This window comes from Nocardioides cremeus (assembly GCF_030518195.1).
GTDB lineage: Bacteria > Actinomycetota > Actinomycetes > Propionibacteriales > Nocardioidaceae > Nocardioides > Nocardioides cremeus.
Genome location: NZ_JAULSC010000013.1, coordinates 41,108 through 58,709, shown reverse-complemented (window position 1 = coordinate 58,709; position 17,602 = coordinate 41,108). Strand labels below are relative to the sequence as shown.

Annotated in this window: 14 protein-coding genes; 9 read left to right on the top strand and 5 right to left on the bottom strand. The window is 72.2% G+C overall.

From position 1 onward, the window contains the following. Positions 1-3 precede the first annotated feature (3 nt). On the bottom strand, positions 4-927 hold the full coding sequence (locus QWJ41_RS13385) for an MIP/aquaporin family protein (RefSeq protein WP_302708910.1): 924 nt from the start codon (positions 925-927) through the stop codon (positions 4-6). 152 nt (positions 928-1,079) lie between these two features. Here QWJ41_RS13385 and QWJ41_RS13380 point away from each other — a divergent pair, with 152 nt between their 5' ends. The 6 genes from QWJ41_RS13380 (at position 1,080) to QWJ41_RS13355 (ending at position 7,681) form a co-directional block, all read left to right on the top strand. Continuing rightward, positions 1,080-3,290, top strand: coding sequence for an NADP-dependent isocitrate dehydrogenase (locus tag QWJ41_RS13380; RefSeq protein WP_302708953.1), 2,211 nt, complete (start codon positions 1,080-1,082; stop codon positions 3,288-3,290). Between the two features lie 161 nt (positions 3,291-3,451). Further along, complete coding sequence (locus tag QWJ41_RS13375; protein ID WP_302708909.1) at positions 3,452-4,654, top strand: MFS transporter; 1,203 nt, start codon at positions 3,452-3,454, stop codon at positions 4,652-4,654. A 71-nt stretch (positions 4,655-4,725) separates the two neighbouring features. Then, positions 4,726-5,790 carry a tryptophan--tRNA ligase gene (gene trpS / locus QWJ41_RS13370; protein ID WP_302708908.1) on the top strand — a complete coding sequence of 355 codons (1,065 nt, stop codon included), beginning with the start codon at positions 4,726-4,728 and terminating at the stop codon, positions 5,788-5,790. Between the two features lie 17 nt (positions 5,791-5,807). Further along, the gene (locus QWJ41_RS13365) at positions 5,808-6,338 is read left to right on the top strand and encodes a 2'-5' RNA ligase family protein (RefSeq protein ID WP_302708907.1); all 531 of its coding nucleotides are present in this window, start codon (positions 5,808-5,810) and stop codon (positions 6,336-6,338) included. A gap of 3 nt (positions 6,339-6,341) precedes the next feature. Next, a complete protein-coding gene (locus tag QWJ41_RS13360) occupies positions 6,342-7,403 on the top strand; it encodes a YihY/virulence factor BrkB family protein (RefSeq protein ID WP_302708906.1) in 1,062 nt (353 codons plus the stop codon). Positions 7,404-7,405: 2 nt separating this feature from the next. Further along, positions 7,406-7,681, top strand: coding sequence for an SCO4848 family membrane protein (locus tag QWJ41_RS13355; protein ID WP_302708905.1), 276 nt, complete (start codon positions 7,406-7,408; stop codon positions 7,679-7,681). A gap of 9 nt (positions 7,682-7,690) precedes the next feature. Here the strand turns inward: QWJ41_RS13355 and QWJ41_RS13350 are convergent, their stop codons facing one another. The 4 genes from QWJ41_RS13350 to QWJ41_RS13335 form a co-directional block, all read right to left on the bottom strand. Then, entirely contained in the window at positions 7,691-8,434 is a 744-nt protein-coding gene (locus QWJ41_RS13350) for a succinate dehydrogenase/fumarate reductase iron-sulfur subunit (RefSeq protein ID WP_193667047.1), read from the bottom strand. Beyond that, the gene (locus QWJ41_RS13345; RefSeq protein WP_302708904.1) at positions 8,431-10,458 is read right to left on the bottom strand and encodes a fumarate reductase/succinate dehydrogenase flavoprotein subunit; all 2,028 of its coding nucleotides are present in this window, start codon (positions 10,456-10,458) and stop codon (positions 8,431-8,433) included. The genes QWJ41_RS13350 and QWJ41_RS13345 overlap by 4 nt, the downstream gene beginning before the upstream one ends. 13 nt (positions 10,459-10,471) lie before the next feature. Next, positions 10,472-11,170, bottom strand: coding sequence for a succinate dehydrogenase cytochrome b subunit (locus QWJ41_RS13340; protein ID WP_302708903.1), 699 nt, complete (start codon positions 11,168-11,170; stop codon positions 10,472-10,474). Positions 11,171-11,266: 96 nt separating this feature from the next. After that, entirely contained in the window at positions 11,267-12,334 is a 1,068-nt protein-coding gene (locus tag QWJ41_RS13335; RefSeq protein ID WP_302708902.1) for a glycosyltransferase, read from the bottom strand. Between the two features lie 280 nt (positions 12,335-12,614). On the opposite strand from QWJ41_RS13335, the gene QWJ41_RS13330 reads away from it, so the two are divergent. The 3 genes from QWJ41_RS13330 to meaB are packed head-to-tail and all read left to right on the top strand — an operon-like array spanning position 12,615 to position 17,538. Further along, entirely contained in the window at positions 12,615-14,369 is a 1,755-nt protein-coding gene (locus QWJ41_RS13330; protein WP_302708901.1) for a methylmalonyl-CoA mutase family protein, read from the top strand. Then, on the top strand, positions 14,366-16,540 hold the full coding sequence (gene scpA / locus QWJ41_RS13325; RefSeq protein WP_302708900.1) for a methylmalonyl-CoA mutase: 2,175 nt from the start codon (positions 14,366-14,368) through the stop codon (positions 16,538-16,540). The genes QWJ41_RS13330 and scpA overlap by 4 nt, the downstream gene beginning before the upstream one ends. A gap of 8 nt (positions 16,541-16,548) precedes the next feature. Further along, entirely contained in the window at positions 16,549-17,538 is a 990-nt protein-coding gene (meaB, locus tag QWJ41_RS13320; protein ID WP_302708899.1) for a methylmalonyl Co-A mutase-associated GTPase MeaB, read from the top strand. The last annotated feature ends 64 nt before the right edge of the window (positions 17,539-17,602 follow it).

The following is a 17,602-nucleotide window of genomic DNA, read 5'->3' as shown; positions in this document are numbered from 1 at the left end:
GTTTCAGGGCCGGACCTGGGTGCGCCCGTCGTCGTCGCCGCGATGCGCGGGCGGCGCCTGGTCGAGCGGGCGCCACTGGTGGGCCACCGGGTCCCACTGCCAACCGTCCTGGATGATCGGCGCCTGCTGGAGCGGGTCGGCCCGGGCCGCGTCGTCCGCCGACGAGGTCGACCGCGGCGCGCGCCGCGGCACGCCCGACCCGGCCACCGGCTCCGCGTCGTGCCCGAAGAGCATCGGGTAGGCCAGCCCCGCCACCGCGGCGCCGAGCAGCGGAGCCAGGACGAAGAGCCACAGCTGGAGGACCGCATCGGCGCCCGACAGCAGGCCCGGGCCGATCGAGCGGGCCGGGTTCAGCGAGGCGCCGGTGGCCGGCAGCGCGACGGCGTAGCAGGCCGCCAGCGTCAGGCCGACCACCACCGGTGCGAGCGCGCGGTGCTCCTGGCGCGTGTCGGTCGCGGCCAGCACCACCCCGACCATCACGGCCGTCAGCAGCATCTCGAGCAGGAAGGCCGACCAGGCGGCGTACCCGCTGCCCTGGTCGCCGAACGCGTTCTGGGCCAGCCCGTCGCCGGACTCGAAGCCCACGAAGCCCTGCAGCAGCGCCAGCAGCACCGCGGCCGCCGCCACCGCGCCCGCTAGCTGCGCGCCGACGTACGCCGGCACCTCGCGCCAGGCCAGCCGCCCGCCCAGCACCATCGCCAGCGTGGTGGCCGGGTTGAAGTGGCCGCCGGAGACCCGGCCGAAGGTGTGCACCATCGCCATCATCGCCAGCCCGAAGGCCAGCGCGATGGTCGTGATCGTGCTGATCGCGCCCACCTCGCGCGCGTAGACGATGGAGCCGCACCCGAGGAGCACCAGGACGAACGTCCCGATCGCCTCGGCCGCGGCCTTCTGGGCGGTGGTGGGGGTGGCGCCGAGCTCGCTCATGGCCTGGAGACTAGTGCCGCGCGGTCGCCCCGAGGGGCGTTGCCGGGTGAGCCCCCGGCTGCGAGGGTGGGGACGGATCGCGCGGCGCGCGGTCAGGTATCTTGACGTCAAGAAATCACTTGCACTCGATCGCCGAGGAGTCGCCCCGCACCATGGCCACCATCATCTACACCCACACGGACGAGGCGCCGCTGCTGGCGACCTACTCCTTCCTGCCGATCATCCAGGCGTACGCCGCCAAGGCGGGCGTCGAGGTCGAGACCCGCGACATCTCGCTGGCCGGCCGCATCCTCGCGCAGTTCCCCGAGCGCCTCACCGAGGAGCAGCGCATCGGCGACCACCTCGCCGAGCTCGGCGAGCTGGCCACCAAGCCCGAGGCCAACATCATCAAGCTGCCCAACATCTCCGCCTCCACCCCGCAGCTCAAGGCCGCGATCAAGGAGCTGCAGGAGAAGGGCTACGACCTGCCGGCCTACCCCGAGAACCCGCAGAGCGACGAGGAGAAGGACGCCCGCGCCAAGTACGACAAGGTCAAGGGCTCCGCGGTCAACCCCGTCCTGCGCGAGGGCAACTCCGACCGCCGCGCGCCCGCCGCGGTCAAGGGCTACGCCAAGAAGTACCCGCACCGCATGGGCGAGTGGAAGAGCGACTCCAAGACCGCCGTGGCCACCATGGACGGCGGCGACTTCCGCTCCAACGAGCAGTCCGTGGTCATCGAGTCGCCCGACACCCTCTCGATCGTGCACGTCGGCGCCGACGGCACCGAGACCGTGCTCAAGGACGCCCTGCCCGTCGAGGCCGGCGAGGTCGTCGACTCGACCTTCATGAGCGTCTCGGCGCTGCGCCGATTCCTGACCGAGCAGATCGCCCGCGCCAAGGCCGACGACGTGCTCTTCTCGGTGCACCTGAAGGCCACGATGATGAAGGTCTCCGACCCGATCGTCTTCGGCCACGCGGTGCAGGCGTTCTTCCCCACCCTCTTCGAGCAGTACGGCGAGCAGCTGGCCGCGGCGGGCATCTCGCCCAACGACGGCCTCGGCGGCCTGATGTCCTCGCTCGACCAGCTGCCCGACGGCGAGGCGATCAAGGCCTCGGTCGAGCAGGGCCTGGCCGAGGGCCCGCGGATGGCGATGGTCGACGACCGCAAGGGCATCACCAACCTGCACGTGCCCTCCGACGTCATCATCGACGCCTCGATGCCGGCCATGATCCGCATCGGCGGCCACATGTGGGGCCCCGACGGCCAGGAGGACGACTGCCTCGCGGTCATCCCCGACTCCTCCTACGCCGGCGTCTACGCCGCAGTGATCGAGGACTGCAAGGCCAACGGCGCCTACGACCCCTCGACCATGGGCTCGGTGCCCAACGTGGGCCTGATGGCCCGCAAGGCCGAGGAGTACGGCTCGCACGACAAGACCTTCGAGATCCCGGCCGCCGGCACCGTCGAGGTGCGCAGCGGCGCCGGTGAGGTGCTGACCTCCCACGAGGTCGAGCCGGGCGACATCTGGCGCGCCTGCCAGACCAAGGACGAGCCGATCCGCGACTGGGTCAAGCTCGCCGTGACCCGGGCCCGCGCCAGCGGCTCGCCGGCCGTCTTCTGGCTCGACGAGACCCGCGCCCACGACGCGAACCTGATCAAGAAGGTCAACGACTACCTGCCGGAGCACGACACCGACGGGCTGACCATCGAGGTCATGGCCCCGGCCGAGGCGACGACGTACTCGGTCGAGCGGATCCGCCGCGGCGAGGACACCATCTCGGTGACCGGCAACGTGCTGCGCGACTACAACACCGACCTGTTCCCGATCCTCGAGGTCGGCACGTCGGCGAAGATGCTCTCGATCGTGCCGCTGATGAACGGTGGTGGCCTCTTCGAGACCGGCGCCGGCGGCTCGGCGCCCAAGCACGTGCAGCAGCTCATCGAGGAGAACTACCTGCGCTGGGACAGCCTGGGCGAGTTCTTCGCGCTGGCCGCCTCCTTCGAGCACCTGGCCGGGTACGCCGACAACCGTGGCGCGCAGGTCCTTGCCGACACCCTCGACGCCGCGACCGCGACGTTCCTGGAGGAGGACAAGTCCCCGACCCGCAAGATCGGCGGCATCGACAACCGCGGCTCGCACTTCTACCTGGCGCTCTACTGGGCCCAGGAGCTGGCGAAGCAGGACGTTGACGCCGACCTTGCGGCCGCCTTCAAGCCGCTGGCCGAGAAGCTGGCCGCCGAGGAGGAGACCATCGTCTCCGAGCTCAACGGCGTGCAGGGCAGCCCGGCCGACATCGGCGGCTACTTCCAGCCGGTCGACGAGTTGGCCGACAAGGTGATGCGTCCCTCGAGCACCCTCAACGAGGCGCTCGCCTCGCTCTGAGCCGCCCCCGCGGCACCCCGCACCAGCCCCGCACCAGCCCCGCACGAGCCCCGCACGAGCCCCGGACCGGTCACGGTCCGGGGCTCGTCGTGGAATAGCGGTAAACCATCGCGGTGTTGGACGATGGTGACTCGCCCTCCCACGTCTCGGAAGTCCCTCGCATGACTGCTCTCGCCCAGGCCGCACCGGCCGCCGAGCCGGTGACCCGCGCCCGCTTCGTGCTGGCCGTGGTGGCCCTGGCCACCGGTGGCTTCGCGATCGGCACCACCGAGTTCGTGACCATGGGCCTGCTGCCCCAGATCGCCGGCGGCATCGGGGTCACCATCCCGCAGGCCGGCCACCTGATCTCGGCCTACGCCCTGGGCGTGGTCGTCGGCGCCCCGACCCTGGCCGCGCTGGGGGCGCGGCTGCCCCGGCGCGCGCTGCTGGTGTGGCTGATGGTCGCCTACGCGGTGCTCAACCTGCTCAGCGCGGCCGTCTCCCACTACGGCCTGCTGGCCTTCGTGCGCTTCCTCGACGGGCTGCCGCACGGCGCCTACTTCGGCGTCTCGGCGCTGGTGGCCTCCGGCATGGTCAGCCCCGAGCGGCGTGGGCGTGCCCTGGCGCTGGTGATGATGGGCATCCCGGTCGCCAACCTGGCCGGCGTCCCCGCCGCGACCCTGCTCGGCCAGGCCTACGGCTGGCGCGCGGCGTACGTCGCGGTCGGGCTGGTCTCGGTGCTCACCGTCGTGCTGATCCTGCTCTTCGTGCCCAGCACCCCGGGCGACGCCACCGCCACCGGCCGGCGCGAGCTGGCCGCGCTGCGCCACCCGCAGCTCTGGTACGCCGTCGGGGCCGGGGCGATCGGCTTTGGCGGCCTCTTCGCGCTGGTCTCCTACATCGCGCCGATCACCACCGACGTCGGCGGGCTGCCCGAGTCGGCCGTCGCGGTCTTCCTGCTCGTGCTGGGCGTCGGCATGGTCGTCGGCAACGTGGTCGCCGGTCGCCTGGTCGACTGGTCGATCGAGAAGTCGCTGCGCGGCGCTGCCGTGGGCCTGGCGCTGGCGCTGCTGCTCTACTTCGTGCTCGCCCCCACCGGCTGGTGGGCCGTCCTGGCCGGCTTCCTGGTCACCGTGATCGGCTCGGTGCTGGCGCTGGGCTTCATGGCCCGGCTGATGGACGCCGCCGAGCACGCCCAGACCCTGGGCGCGGCGATGAGCCACGCCAGCCTCAACATGGGCAACGCCCTGGGCGCCTGGCTCGGCGGGTTGGTGATCGCGGCCGGCTACGGCCTGCGCGCGCCGCTGGTCGTGGGCGCCGCCCTGGCGCTCGCCGGCCTGGTGGTGCTCGTCGTGGCGCGCCGCGCCCACCTGCTCGAGCGCTAGGCGCACCCGCGGGCGGTCGTGCGCCCGACCCCGGCAAGTCGGTTTCGGCGGCGGTCGGGGAGAATGGCGCCATGGCAGCCACCACCCAGCCCGAGGTGTCCGTGCCGGCAGCACCGCCCTCGGGTGCGCGTCCGCGCGTGCTCTCGGGCATCCAGCCGACCGCCGACTCCTTCCACTTCGGCAACTACCTCGGCGCGCTGCGCCAGTGGGTGGGCCTGCAGCACGACCACCAGCCGTTCTTCTTCATCGCCGACCTGCACGCGATCACCGTCGAGCAGGACCCCAAGGTGCTGCGCGAGCGGACCCTGCGCGCGGCCGCCCAGCTGCTCGCCATGGGCATCGACCCCGAGCGCTCGGCGATCTTCGTGCAGAGCCAGGTGCCGGCCCACGCCCAGCTCGGCTGGGTGCTGCAGTGCCTGACCGGCTTCGGCGAGGCGCGCCGGATGACGCAGTTCAAGGACAAGTCGGCCAAGGGCGGCGAGGGTGCGGCCAGCGTCGGCCTCTTCACCTACCCCGTCCTCCAGGCCGCCGACATCCTGCTCTACCGCCCGCACTTCGTGCCGGTCGGTGAGGACCAGCGCCAGCACCTCGAGCTGACCCGCGACCTCGCGCAGCGCTTCAACCACCGCTACAAGAAGACCTTCCGGCTGCCCGAGCCCTACATCCTCAAGGCGACCGCCAAGATCGCCGACCTGCAGGAGCCCACGGCCAAGATGTCGAAGTCGGCGTCGTCGGCCGCCGGCATCATCGACCTGCTCGACCAGCCCTCGGTGAGCGCGAAGAAGATCCGCTCCGCGGTCACCGACTCCGACAACGAGATCCGCTTCGACCGCGACGCCAAGCCGGGCCTGAGCAACCTGCTCACCATCTACTCGGCGCTGACCGGCGAGGGCGTGGCCGACCTCGTCGAGCAGTACGCCGGCCGCGGCTACGGCGACCTCAAGAAGGACCTCGCCGAGGTGGTGGTCGACGTGGTGACGCCGTTCCGCGACAAGACCCTCGAGCTGCTCGACGACCAGGCCCACCTCAGCGACGTGCTGCGCCGCGGCGCCGAGCAGGCCGGCTCGGTCGCCGAGGCCACCCTGCGCGACGTCTACCAGCGCGTCGGGTTCGTGGCACCGAGCCGCACCTCGTGACCGCTAGGGTCGCAGGCGTGGTCACGATCGGAGTCGCCGTCGCCATCCCCGAGCCCTGGGGGAGCGAGCTGCAGGACTACCGCACCGCCATCGGTGACACCACCGCCACCCAGATCCCGACCCACATCACGCTGGTCCCACCGACCGAGGTCGACGCCGAGGCGGTGCCCGACGTCGAGCAGCACCTGGCGCAGGCCGCGGCCGTGGTCGACCCGTTCGTGGTCCGGCTGCGCGGCACCGGCACCTTCCGCCCGGTCTCGCCGGTGGTGTTCGTGGCCGTCGCCGAGGGCATCGCCGGCTGCGAGCAGCTGGCGGGCGCCGTACGCCGCGGCCCGCTCGACGTCGACCTCTCCTTCCCCTACCACCCGCACGTGACGGTGGCCCACGAGCTCGACGACCCGGTGCTCGACGAGGTCTTCGAGGACCTGTCCCGCTTCGAGTGCCGCTTCGACGTCGACGCCTTCCACCTCTACGTCCACGACCACCAGCACGGCTGGCAGCCGACCCGCGAGTTCCCGCTCGCCGAGCGCCCCGTCGGGCAGGAGTGAGCCGTGACCTCCCTCAAGGAGCGGGCCAGCGACGTCCGTGAGCGACGACCGTTCGTCGACCACCTGGTGCGGATGCAGGCGCACTACGGCGCTGCCCGCGCCAGTCAGCACGCCGGCGCGATCACCTACTTCGCGTTCCTGTCCTTCTTCCCGATCCTGGCGCTGTCGTTCTTCTCGGTCGGCGTGGTCTCCGACGTGTGGCCCGGTGCCAACCAGACGCTCGTGGAGGCGATCCAGTCGCTCTTCCCAGGCATCATCGGGTCCGACGAGGGCCAGCTCGAGCTCAAGGACTTCCGCACCTTCTCCGGCCTCGCCGGTGTGGCCGGCTTCCTGGGTGTCCTCTACGCCGGGCTGGGCTGGATCTCCGCGCTGCGCCTGGCCCTCTTCGCGGTCTTCGAGCCGCCCGAGCAGGCCATCCCCAACTTCGTGATGGGCAAGCTGCGCGACCTGATGACCCTGGCCGTGATCGGGCTGACCCTGCTGGTCGCAGTGGCCCTCACCGGCCTGGTGGCCTCGTTCTCCACCGAGATCCTCGGCTGGGTCGGGCTCGACGAGGAGCTGGCGTGGGCGGTCAAGCTGCTCACTGTCGCACTGGGCCTGATGGCCAACGCGCTGCTGTTCTTCACGATGTTCCGGCTGCTGGGCAGGCCCCAGGCGCCGAGGACCTCGCTGGTCAAGGCCTCCCTGCTCGGCGCCGTGCTCTTCGAGGCCCTCAAGCAGGCGTCCGGCTACCTGATCGCCTCCACGCAGGGCCAGCCCGCCTTCCAGGCCTTCGGCATCGCGCTGGTGCTGGTGGTGTGGATCAACTACTTCAGCCGGGTGGTGCTCTACGCCGCCGCCTTCGCGCACACCTCGCCCGAGGCCCGCGCTCTGCGCCCCGACGACGAGCCCGCCCCCGTGCAGGGCCCGGCGCTGCCCAGCGGCCCCGACGCCGACGGCGTACGCGCCACGACGCAGGCGCCCGCTCACCGCGGTTCCCCGGCCACCGCCGCGGCCGGTGGCGCTGCTGCCACGCTGGCGCTGATGGCCGTCGTACGCCGCCTCGGCGGGCGCGGGGAGGGCTGAGCATGCGGTTCGAGCGCAAGCACGGCTGGTTCCTGCTCGCCGTCGCGGCCTGGGGCTACTACAGCTGGACGATGTTCGCGCGGAACCTGTGGAACGCGTGGTCGGCGGGGGAGGAGCGGGCGCCGGGCTACTGGGTGGCCCACACCGGCCTGATCGTGGTCAACGTGGCCCTCGCCGTCGTCTTCACCGTGTGGGGCCTGCGGGTGCTGCGCGCGGTCCGAGACGCCGAACGCCCCGCCTCCCCGGCCGAGGCCGGGCAGACGGGGCGTCAGGAGTAGCGCTGCTGCTCAGTACCCCGCGCGCAGGGCGTCGCGCAGGTCCTTGTTGAGCTGGGAGATCACGTCGAGCGGGATCTCCTTGGGGCAGGCGGCGGTGCACTCGCCGATGTTGGTGCAACCGCCGAAGCCCTCGGCGTCGTGCTGGGCGACCATGCTGGCCACCCGGCCCATCCGCTCGGGCTGGCCCTGCGGGAGCTCGCCGAGGTGGGTGATCTTCGCACCCAGGAACAGCGAGGCCGAGCCGTTGGGGCAGGCCGCGACGCAGGCGCCGCAGCCGATGCAGGTGGCGACGTTGAAGGCGCGCATGGCCTTGTCACGCGGGGCCGGCACCGAGTTGGCCTCGGGGGCCGAGCCGGTGTTGACCGAGATGTAGCCGCCGGACTGGATGATCCGGTCGAAGGCCGACCGGTCGACGATGAGGTCCTTGACGACCGGGAACGCGCCCGCGCGCCACGGCTCGATCGTGATGGTCTGGCCGTCCGAGAACGAGCGCATGTGCAGCTGGCAGGTCGTGGTGACCTCGGGGCCGTGCGCCTGGCCGTTGATCATCAGGTCGCAGGACCCGCAGATGCCCTCGCGGCAGTCGTGGTCGAAGGCGACCGGCTCCTCGCCGCGCTCGTTGAGCTGCTCGTTGAGCGTGTCGAGCATCTCCAGGAACGACATGTCCTCCGAGATGCCCTCGACGGCGTACGACTGCATCGAGCCGGACGACTGGGCGTCCTTCTGACGCCAGATCTTGAGAGTGAGGTTCACTTGTAGCTCCGCTGCTTCATCTCGATGGCGGTGTAGATCAGGTCTTCCTTGTGCAGCACGGGCTGGCCGCCCTCGCCGCCGAACTCCCAGGCCGCGACGTAGGCGAACTCCTCGTCGTGGCGCAGCGCCTCGCCGTCCTCGGTCTGCGACTCGGCGCGGAAGTGGCCGCCGCACGACTCGCGCCGGTTCAGGGCGTCGATGCACATCAGCTCGCCGAGCTCGATGAAGTCGGCCACGCGGCCGGCCTTCTCGAGGCTCTGGTTGAGGGAGTCGGCGGTGCCGAGCACCTTCAGGTTGCTCCAGAACTCCGCCTTGAGCTCGCGGATCATGTCGATGGCCTTGCGCAGGCCCTCCTCGGAGCGCTCCATGCCGCAGTACTCCCACATGATGTTGCCGAGCTCCTTGTGGAAGGAGTCCGCGGAGCGGGAGCCACCGATCGAGAGGAACTTGTCGATGCGCTCCTGCACCGAGGTGCGCGCCTCGACCACAGCAGGGTGCGCCTCGTCGACCTGCTCGAACGGGCCGTCGGCGAGGTAGTCGCGGATGGTGTTCGGCAGCACGAAGTAGCCGTCGGCCAGGCCCTGCATCAGCGCCGAGGCGCCGAGGCGGTTGGCGCCGTGGTCGGAGAAGTTCGCCTCGCCGGTCACGAAGAGGCCGGGGATGTTGGACTGCAGGTCGTAGTCGACCCACAGGCCGCCCATGACGTAGTGCACGGCGGGGTAGATCCGCATCGGGACCTCGTAGGGGTTCTCGCCCGTGATCCGCTCGTACATGTCGAAGAGGTTGTCGTACTTCTCGCGCACCGCGTCCTCGCCCAGGCGGGCGATCGCGTCGGCGAAGTCGAGGTAGACGCCGCGCCGGAAGTCGCCGACCATCGGGCCCACGCCGCGACCCTCGTCGCACATGTTCTTGGCCTGGCGCGAGGCGATGTCGCGGGGCACCAGGTTGCCGAACGAGGGGTAGATCCGCTCCAGGTAGTAGTCGCGGTCCTCCTCGGGGATGTCGCGCGGGTCCTTGGTGCAGTCCTCCTTGTTCTTCGGCACCCAGATCCGGCCGTCGTTGCGCAGCGACTCCGACATCAGCGTCAGCTTCGACTGGTGGTCGCCGGAGACCGGGATGCACGTGGGGTGGATCTGCGTGTAGCAGGGGTTGGCCATGTAGGCGCCCTTGCGGTGCGCGCGCCACGTCGCGGTGACGTTGGAGCCCATCGCGTTGGTGGAGAGGTAGAAGACGTTGCCGTAGCCGCCGGAGGCCAGCACCACCACGTCGGCCAGGTGGGTCTCGATCTCGCCGGTGACCAGGTCGCGGGCGATGATCCCGCGCGCCTTGCCGTCGACGACGATGACCTCGAGCATCTCGTGGCGGGTGTACTGGGTGACCGTGCCGGCCGCGACCTGGCGCTCCATCGCCTGGTAGGCGCCGATCAGCAGCTGCTGGCCGGTCTGCCCGCGGGCGTAGAAGGTGCGCGAGACCTGCACGCCGCCGAAGGAGCGGTTGTCGAGCAGGCCGCCGTAGTCGCGGGCGAAGGGGACGCCCTGGGCGACGCACTGGTCGATGATGTTGGCGCTGACCTCGGCCAGGCGGTAGACGTTCGACTCCCGCGAGCGGTAGTCGCCGCCCTTCACGGTGTCGTAGAAGAGGCGGTAGGTGGAGTCGCCGTCCTCCTTGTAGTTCTTGGCCGCGTTGATGCCGCCCTGGGCGGCGATCGAGTGCGCCCGGCGCGGGGAGTCCTGGTAGCAGAAGGACTTCACGTTGTAGCCGGCCTCGCCGAGGGTGGCCGCGGCCGCGCCGCCGGCCAGGCCGGTGCCGACGATGATGATGTCGAGCTTGCGGCGGTTGGCGGGGTTGACCAGCCGGTTGTCCATCTTGCGGGTGGTCCAGCGGTCCTTGATCAGGCCGGTGGGCGCCTTGGCGTCGACGAGCTTCTCGGGCGCCGGCGTGTAGTAGCCGTGGGCGTCGTCGGAGCGCTGCTCGGGAGGGCCGTTGAGGACGGTCAGGCCACTGACGTCTGCGGTGGATGCCATGAGTCGATCTCCCTTAGTCGATGACGCCGAAGAGCGTGAAGAGGGGCACCAGCGAGAAGCCGCCGGCGACCACGACCGCCAGCACCCAGCCGGCGGTGCGCGCGCGGGTGCGGGACGCGGCGGTGTTGGTCCAGCCGAGCGTCTGGGCGGCGCTGAAGGTGCCGTGGTGCAGGTGCAGGCCGAGCGCGGCCATCGCGGCGAGGTAGATGAGCGTCATCCACCACACGCCGAAGGTGTCGACCATCAGCTGGTAGGGGTTGTTGGTCTCCCCGCCGGTCGGGTTGATCTTGACGATCGTGAAGTTCAGCAGGTGCCAGACCAGGAAGAGCAGCAGCGTCAGCCCGCCCCAGCGCATGGTGCGCGAGGAGAAGGAGGAGTTGCGTCGCTTGCTCACCTCGTACTTGACCGGCCGGGCCGCCTGGGCGCGCTTCCACAGCACGACGGCGGCGTAGACGTGCACCACGAGCGCGATGATCAGCGCCGCGCGGAACAGCCACAGGAAGCCGGAGTAGGGCAGCAGCGGCTGCCCCAGCTCGCGCAGGTGCTCGGCGTACTCGTTGAAGGCGCTCTCTCCCGAGAACGCCTTGAGGTTGCCGTACATGTGCGCGAGGACGTAGAGGATGAACAGCGCTCCGCTGCCGGCCATCATGATCTTCAGGGTGATCGTCGAGCGCGAAGCGCGCGCTCCTCTGACGAGAGTCGAGGTTGCCACGGCGGTCACGTTACCTCCCGGCACGGGGACGTTCGGTCGCCGGGAGTGTGACAAATGCCCCTCCGGGGGCTTGCGCGATCGCTGGGTGAGGGTACCCTAACCCGCTGCGCGGGCGCCCGCGCCGGGTCGGAGCAGGGCCTCGAGCTCATCGACGGCGACCGTCCAGGTGCGCCGGGCCGCGACCTCCCGGGCGCGTGCACCCAGCAGCGAGCGGCGCGGGTCGGCGGCCACGGCTGCCACCGCACGGGCCAGGGCGTGGGCGTCGCCGGGCTCGTGCAGGAGGCCCGTCTCGAGGTGGCGCACCACCTCGAGCGCGCCGCCGGCGCGGGGCGCCACGACCGGTACGCCGCTGGCGCCGGCCTCGCGCGGTGCGTGCGAGCAGGTCTCGGCCTCGCCGGGGTGGACCACCAGGTCGGTGCTGGCCAGCGCCACCGAAAGGTCGCCGGTGGCCAGGGTGCCGGTGAGCTTGGCGCCGGGCAGGCGGCTGCGCAGCCACTCGCGCTGCGGGCCCTCGCCGATGATGACCGGCCGGATGCCGGGCACCTGCGCCAGCGCCGCGAGCCGTCGTACGCCGTGACGCTTGTGCAGGCTGCCGACGAAGCCGACCACCACCAGCGGGCCGTCCTTCGACGACGCCCGCGACCAGTGCCGGTGCAGCCACTCGTCGCGCAGGGCCGGGGTGAACGCGTCGGTGTCGACGCCGGGCAGCCACGTGGTGGTGCGCACCCCCAACGACTCCAGGCGCGCCGACATCCACGACGCGGTCACCACCACCGTGTCGGCGCGGTCGGCGACCCGGGTGCGCCAGTAGTCCCACGCCAGGTCGGGCACCGGCTGCTGCTGCAGGACCACGGTGCGCACCCCCGCGGCGCGGGCGTGCTTGAGCGCCTTGCGGCCCAGGCCGCCGGGAGTGGTCGCGGGGCTGGTGGCGACCACCACGTCGGGACGGAAGGCCTCGACGGCGGCATGCACCTGGGCGCCGGGCTGCGCCAGCGGGCTGATCCGCACGACCGCACTGCCGCGGTAGCAGCGCAGCCCCGGCGCCGGTGCCACGAACCGCACCTCGTGGCCGCGGTCGATGAGCCGGTCGGCCAGCGCCTTGACGGTCGTGGTGGTCGCGTCGCTCGCCGGGAAGAAGGTCTCGGTCACCAGCAGGATCCGCACACCCCCACCCTCCACCCGCCGCCGGACCCCCTGGCCACGCCGAGGTGACGGCCGGGCGAACGCCACGTGGCGCCCCGCCGACCCGGCCCATACTTCGAGCTGACCCGGCCTGGATCTCGCAGTGACCCGGCCCGAACCTCGCCCGGGAGAAGTCCGGGCCGACTCGGTGGGAAGTCTGGGCCGGGTCAGCGCGACATTCGGGCCGGGTCGGCGGGGTCGGCGGCGCGGAAAACATCACACTCTGTGGCCGAGGCCACGCGGGACTCCTAGGGTTCGCGTCATGACCTCACCCGAAGGTGCCGTGGAGGGCGGACTCGACGAGCCCACCGGCCTGGAGCCGGAGCAGGGCTCGCTGGAGCTGCTCGGACCCGACGACGACTGGCAGCCGGCCGACTGGGAGAAGGCGACGGCGGCGGTGCTGCGCAAGTCGCGCCGGATGCGCGAGGACGACCCCGACTCGCTGGTCTGGGAGAAGCTGACCCGCACCACGCTCGACGACATCCCCGTCACCCCGCTGGGCACCGCCTCGCTGCTCGACGACCTGCTCACCGCCGGGCGGCCGGCCCGGGCCGGCGACTGGGACGTGCGCGCCCACCTGGCCGCCGGGCCCGCGAAGGCCGGCAACGAGGCGCTGCTGGTCGACCTCGAGGGCGGGGTCACCTCGGTGTGGGTCGAGGCCGACGCCGACACCGACCTGGGGGTGCTCCTCGACGGCGTGCTGGTCGACCTGGCCCCGGTCGTCCTCGACGCGCCGACGGCCCCGCTCTCGGTCGCCGAGGCGTTCCTGGCCCTCGTCGGCGACACCGACCTGCCCGCCGGCACCAACCTCGGCGCCAGCGCCACCGCCCCGGCCGACGACCTCGTGGCCGTGGCCCGCCTCGCCGCCGAGCGCGGCGTGCTCGGCGTGGTCGTCGACGGCACCGCCGTGCACGACCGGGGCGCCTCCGACGCCCAGGAGCTGGGCTGGTCGATGGCCGCCGCGGCCCGGGTGCTGCGGGTGCTCACCGAGGCCGGCATGAACGTCGACGACGCCGCCGGCCTCGTCGAGCTGCGCTACGCCGTCACCGACGAGCAGTTCGCCTCGATCGCCAAGCTGCGCGCCGCCCGCCGGCTCTGGGCCCGGGTGCTCGAGCTCAGCGGCGCCACGAGCGGCGCCGCCCAGCGGGTGCACGCCGTCACCAGCCGGCCGATGATGAGCCGCTACGACCCCTGGGTGAACATGCTGCGCACCACCGTGGCCGCCTTCGCCGCGGGCGTGGGCGGCGCCGACGCCGTCACCGTGCTGCCCTTCGACGCGCCCCTCGGGCGCCCCGACGCCTTCGGGCGCCGGATCGCGCGCAACACCTCGCACCTGCTCATCGACGAGGCGCACGTCGCCCACGTGGCCGACCCCGCCGGCGGCTCGTACGCCGTCGAGAAGCTCACCGACGACCTCGCCCGCGCCTCGTGGGAGGTGCTCGGGCGGCTCGACACCCCCGAGGGCCCCGACGAGCAGGCGCTCGAGGAGCTGGTGGCCCGCACCGTCGAGCGGCGCGACCAGCAGGTCGCCACCCGCGAGCGCCCGCTGACCGGGCTCACCGAGTTCCCGAACCTGGCCGAGGAGCTGCCCGAGCGCGAGCCGTACGACGGCTGGGCCGGGGTCCGCTCCTACGGCGCGGCCTTCGAGGCGATGCGCGACGAGCCGCCCGCCGCCCGCGTGCTGCTGGCCACCATGGGCCCGGTCGCCGCGCACACCGCGCGCGCCACCTTCGCCACCAACCTGCTGGCCGCCGGCGGCGTCGCGGTCGACGTGGCCGGGGCCACCGACGGCCCCGACGACCTCGCGGCCGCGCTCGACGGGCACACCGTGGCGTGCCTGGCCGGCGCCGACGCGGCGTACGACGAGTGGGGCCAGGCGGCCGCGGAGGCCCTGCGCGCCGCGGGGGCCACCCGCGTCGTCGTGGCCGGCAAGCCCCGCGAGTGGGCCGACGACTCCTGCGCGACCGGCGTCGACGCCCTCGCCTTCCTGACCCGCACCCGAGAGGCGCTGGCATGAGCATCCCGAAGTCCTTCCGCGACCTGCCGCTGACCGGCGACGGTCCGGCGCCCTCGACCGGCACCCCGGCCCACGACCTGTGGACCGCGCCCGAGGGCATCCAGATCAAGACGTCCTACGGCCCCGAGGACCTCGACGGCCTCGACGCGCTCGACACGCTGCCGGGCCTGAGCCCGTTCCTGCGCGGGCCCTACCCGACGATGTACACGACCCAGCCGTGGACCATCCGGCAGTACGCCGGCTTCTCCACCGCCGAGGAGTCCAACGCGTTCTACCGGCGCAACCTGGCCGCGGGCCAGAAGGGCCTCTCGGTCGCCTTCGACCTGGCCACCCACCGCGGCTACGACTCCGACCACCCGCGGGTGCGCGGCGACGTCGGCATGGCCGGCGTCGCGATCGACTCGATCTACGACGCCCGGACCCTCTTCGACGGCATCCCGCTGGACAAGATGTCGGTGTCGATGACCATGAACGGCGCGGTGCTGCCGGTGCTGGCGCTCTACATCGCCGCCGCCGAGGAGCAGGGGGTGGCGCCGGAGCAGCTCGCGGGGACCATCCAGAACGACATCCTCAAGGAGTTCATGGTCCGCAACACCTACATCTACCCGCCGGCGCCGTCGATGCGGATCATCTCCGACATCTTCAGCTACACCTCTGCGAAGATGCCCCGCTTCAACTCGATCTCGATCTCCGGCTACCACATCCAGGAGGCCGGGGCGACCAACGACCTCGAGCTGGCCTACACGCTGGCCGACGGCGTGGAGTACATCCGCGCCGGCCTCGAGACGGGGATGAGCATCGACCAGTTCGCCCCGCGCCTGTCGTTCTTCTGGGCGATCGGGATGAACTTCTACATGGAGGTCGCCAAGATGCGCGCGGCCCGGGCGCTGTGGGCGCGGCTGGTGCGCCAGTTCGACCCGCAGAACCCCAAGTCGCTCTCGCTGCGCACCCACTCGCAGACCTCCGGCTGGAGCCTGACCGCCCAGGACGTCTTCAACAACGTCCAGCGCACCTGCATCGAGGCGATGGCCTCCACCCAGGGCCACACCCAGTCGCTGCACACCAACGCCCTCGACGAGGCGATCGCGCTGCCGACCGACTTCTCCGCCCGCATCGCCCGCAACACCCAGCTGCTGCTGCAGCAGGAGAGCGGCACCACCGGCACGATCGACCCGTGGGCGGGCTCGTACTACGTCGAGCGGCTCACCCACGACCTCGCCGAGCGGGCCTGGGCGCACATCCAGGAGGCCGAGAAGGCCGGCGGCATGGCCAAGGCCATCGAGCAGGGCATCCCGAAGATGCGCATCGAGGAGGCGGCCGCCCGCACCCAGGCGCGCCTCGACTCCGGCGCGCAGAAGCTCATCGGCGTCAACACCTACCGCCTGGCCGCCGAGGACAAGCTCGACGTGCTGCGCGTCGACAACGACGACGTCTACCGCCAGCAGGTCGCCAAGCTCGAGCGGCTGCGCGCCGAGCGCAACGACGACGACGTCCGCTCGGCGCTCGAGGCGCTGACCCGCTCGGCCGAGCAGGGCCCGCGCCAGGGCTCGCTCGAGGGCAACCTGCTCGCGCTGGCCGTCGACGCGGCCCGCGCGAAGGCGACCGTCGGCGAGATCTCCGACGCCCTGGAGAAGGTCTACGGCCGCCACCAGGCCGTGATCCGTACGATCAGCGGCGTGTTCCGTGACGAGTCCGCCAACGCCGGCGAGGGCGGCAGCCTGGTCACCCAGGTGCTCGAGGCCACCGAGGAGTTCGAGGAGGCCGAGGGCCGTCGCCCGCGCATCCTGGTGGCCAAGATGGGCCAGGACGGCCACGACCGCGGCCAGAAGGTGATCGTCTCCGCGTTCGCCGACATGGGCTTCGACGTCGACGTGGGGCCGCTGTTCTCCACGCCCGAGGAGGTCGCCCAGCAGGCCGTCGACGCCGACGTGCACATCGTCGGCGTCAGCTCGCTGGCCGCCGGCCACCTCGCGCTGCTGCCGGCGCTGCGCGAGGCGCTGGCCGAGCAGGGCCGCCCCGACATCATGGTCGTCATCGGCGGGGTGATCCCGCCCGACGACGTCCCGACGCTGCGCGAGATGGGAGCCGCCGAGGTGTTCCTGCCCGGCACCGTCATCGCCGAGTCGGCGCTGTCGCTGCTCGCCAAGCTCCGCGACGCGCTCGGCCACTGAGGAGCGGCGTGGCAGAGGACCGCGTCGCGGCGCTGGTCGCCGGCATCCGCGAGGGTCGCCGGGCGGCGGTGTCGCAGGCGATCACCCTGGTGGAGTCCTCGCGCCCGCAGCACCGGCTGCAGGCGCGCGAGCTGCTCACCGCCCTGGCCGACGAGTCGGGCCGCGGCGACGTGGTGCGGGTGGGGATCTCGGGCGTGCCCGGGGTCGGCAAGTCCACCTTCATCGAGGCCCTCGGCACCCGGCTCACCGCCGCCGGGCACCGGGTGGGCGTGCTGGCCGTCGACCCCTCCAGCGTGCGCACCGGGGGCTCGGTGCTGGGCGACAAGACCCGGATGGGCCGCCTGGCCACCGACCCCGACGCCTTCATCCGGCCCTCGCCCTCGGCCGGCACCCTGGGCGGCGTCGCCCGCGCCACCGTGCAGGCGATGGCGGTGCTCGAGGCCGCCGGCTACGACGTCGTGCTCGTCGAGACCGTCGGCGTGGGCCAGTCGGAGGTGACCGTGGCCGGCATGGTCGACACGTTCCTGTTCCTGACCCTGGCCCGCACCGGCGACCAGCTGCAGGGCATCAAGAAGGGCATCCTCGAGATCGCCGACGTGATCGCGGTCAACAAGGCCGACGGCGACCGCGCCCAGGAGGCGCGCGCCGCGGCCCGCGACCTGGCCGGCGCCCTGCGGATGGTGCGCGGCAAGGGGGAGTGGGCCCCGCCCGTGGTGACCTGCTCGGCGCTGGAGGACATCGGCGTCGACGACCTGTGGGAGCGGGTGCTGGCCCACCGCGACCACCTCGGCGACGAGGGGCTGCTCGCCAAGCGCGCCGAGCAGCAGCTCGACTTCACCTGGGCGATGGTGCGCGACGAGCTCGACCAGCGCCTGCGGCTCTCGCCGGGGGTGCGCGGGGTGCGCGACGAGGTCCGCGCCGCGGTGCTCGCCGGCGAGCTGCCCGCCACGGTCGCCGCCGACCGGCTGCTCGCGGCGTACGACGCCGACCCGAGGTAGCGCAACACCGGTTCCCCACAACTGGGCATGCCACCGCGGCCGCCGAGGTCCACCATCGAGTCGA

What these genes read in the sequence shown, in the direction of transcription:
- QWJ41_RS13385 (WP_302708910.1), bottom strand. Translation starts at nt 927, where the DNA reads ATGAGCGAGCTCGGCGCCACCCCCACCACCGCCCAGAAGGCCGCGGCC.
- QWJ41_RS13380 (WP_302708953.1), top strand. Translation starts at nt 1,080, where the DNA reads ATGGCCACCATCATCTACACCCACACGGACGAGGCGCCGCTGCTGGCG.
- QWJ41_RS13375 (WP_302708909.1), top strand. Translation starts at nt 3,452, where the DNA reads ATGACTGCTCTCGCCCAGGCCGCACCGGCCGCCGAGCCGGTGACCCGC.
- trpS (WP_302708908.1), top strand. Translation starts at nt 4,726, where the DNA reads ATGGCAGCCACCACCCAGCCCGAGGTGTCCGTGCCGGCAGCACCGCCC.
- QWJ41_RS13355 (WP_302708905.1), top strand. Translation starts at nt 7,406, where the DNA reads ATGCGGTTCGAGCGCAAGCACGGCTGGTTCCTGCTCGCCGTCGCGGCC.
- QWJ41_RS13345 (WP_302708904.1), bottom strand. Translation starts at nt 10,458, where the DNA reads ATGGCATCCACCGCAGACGTCAGTGGCCTGACCGTCCTCAACGGCCCT.
- QWJ41_RS13330 (WP_302708901.1), top strand. Translation starts at nt 12,615, where the DNA reads ATGACCTCACCCGAAGGTGCCGTGGAGGGCGGACTCGACGAGCCCACC.
- scpA (WP_302708900.1), top strand. Translation starts at nt 14,366, where the DNA reads ATGAGCATCCCGAAGTCCTTCCGCGACCTGCCGCTGACCGGCGACGGT.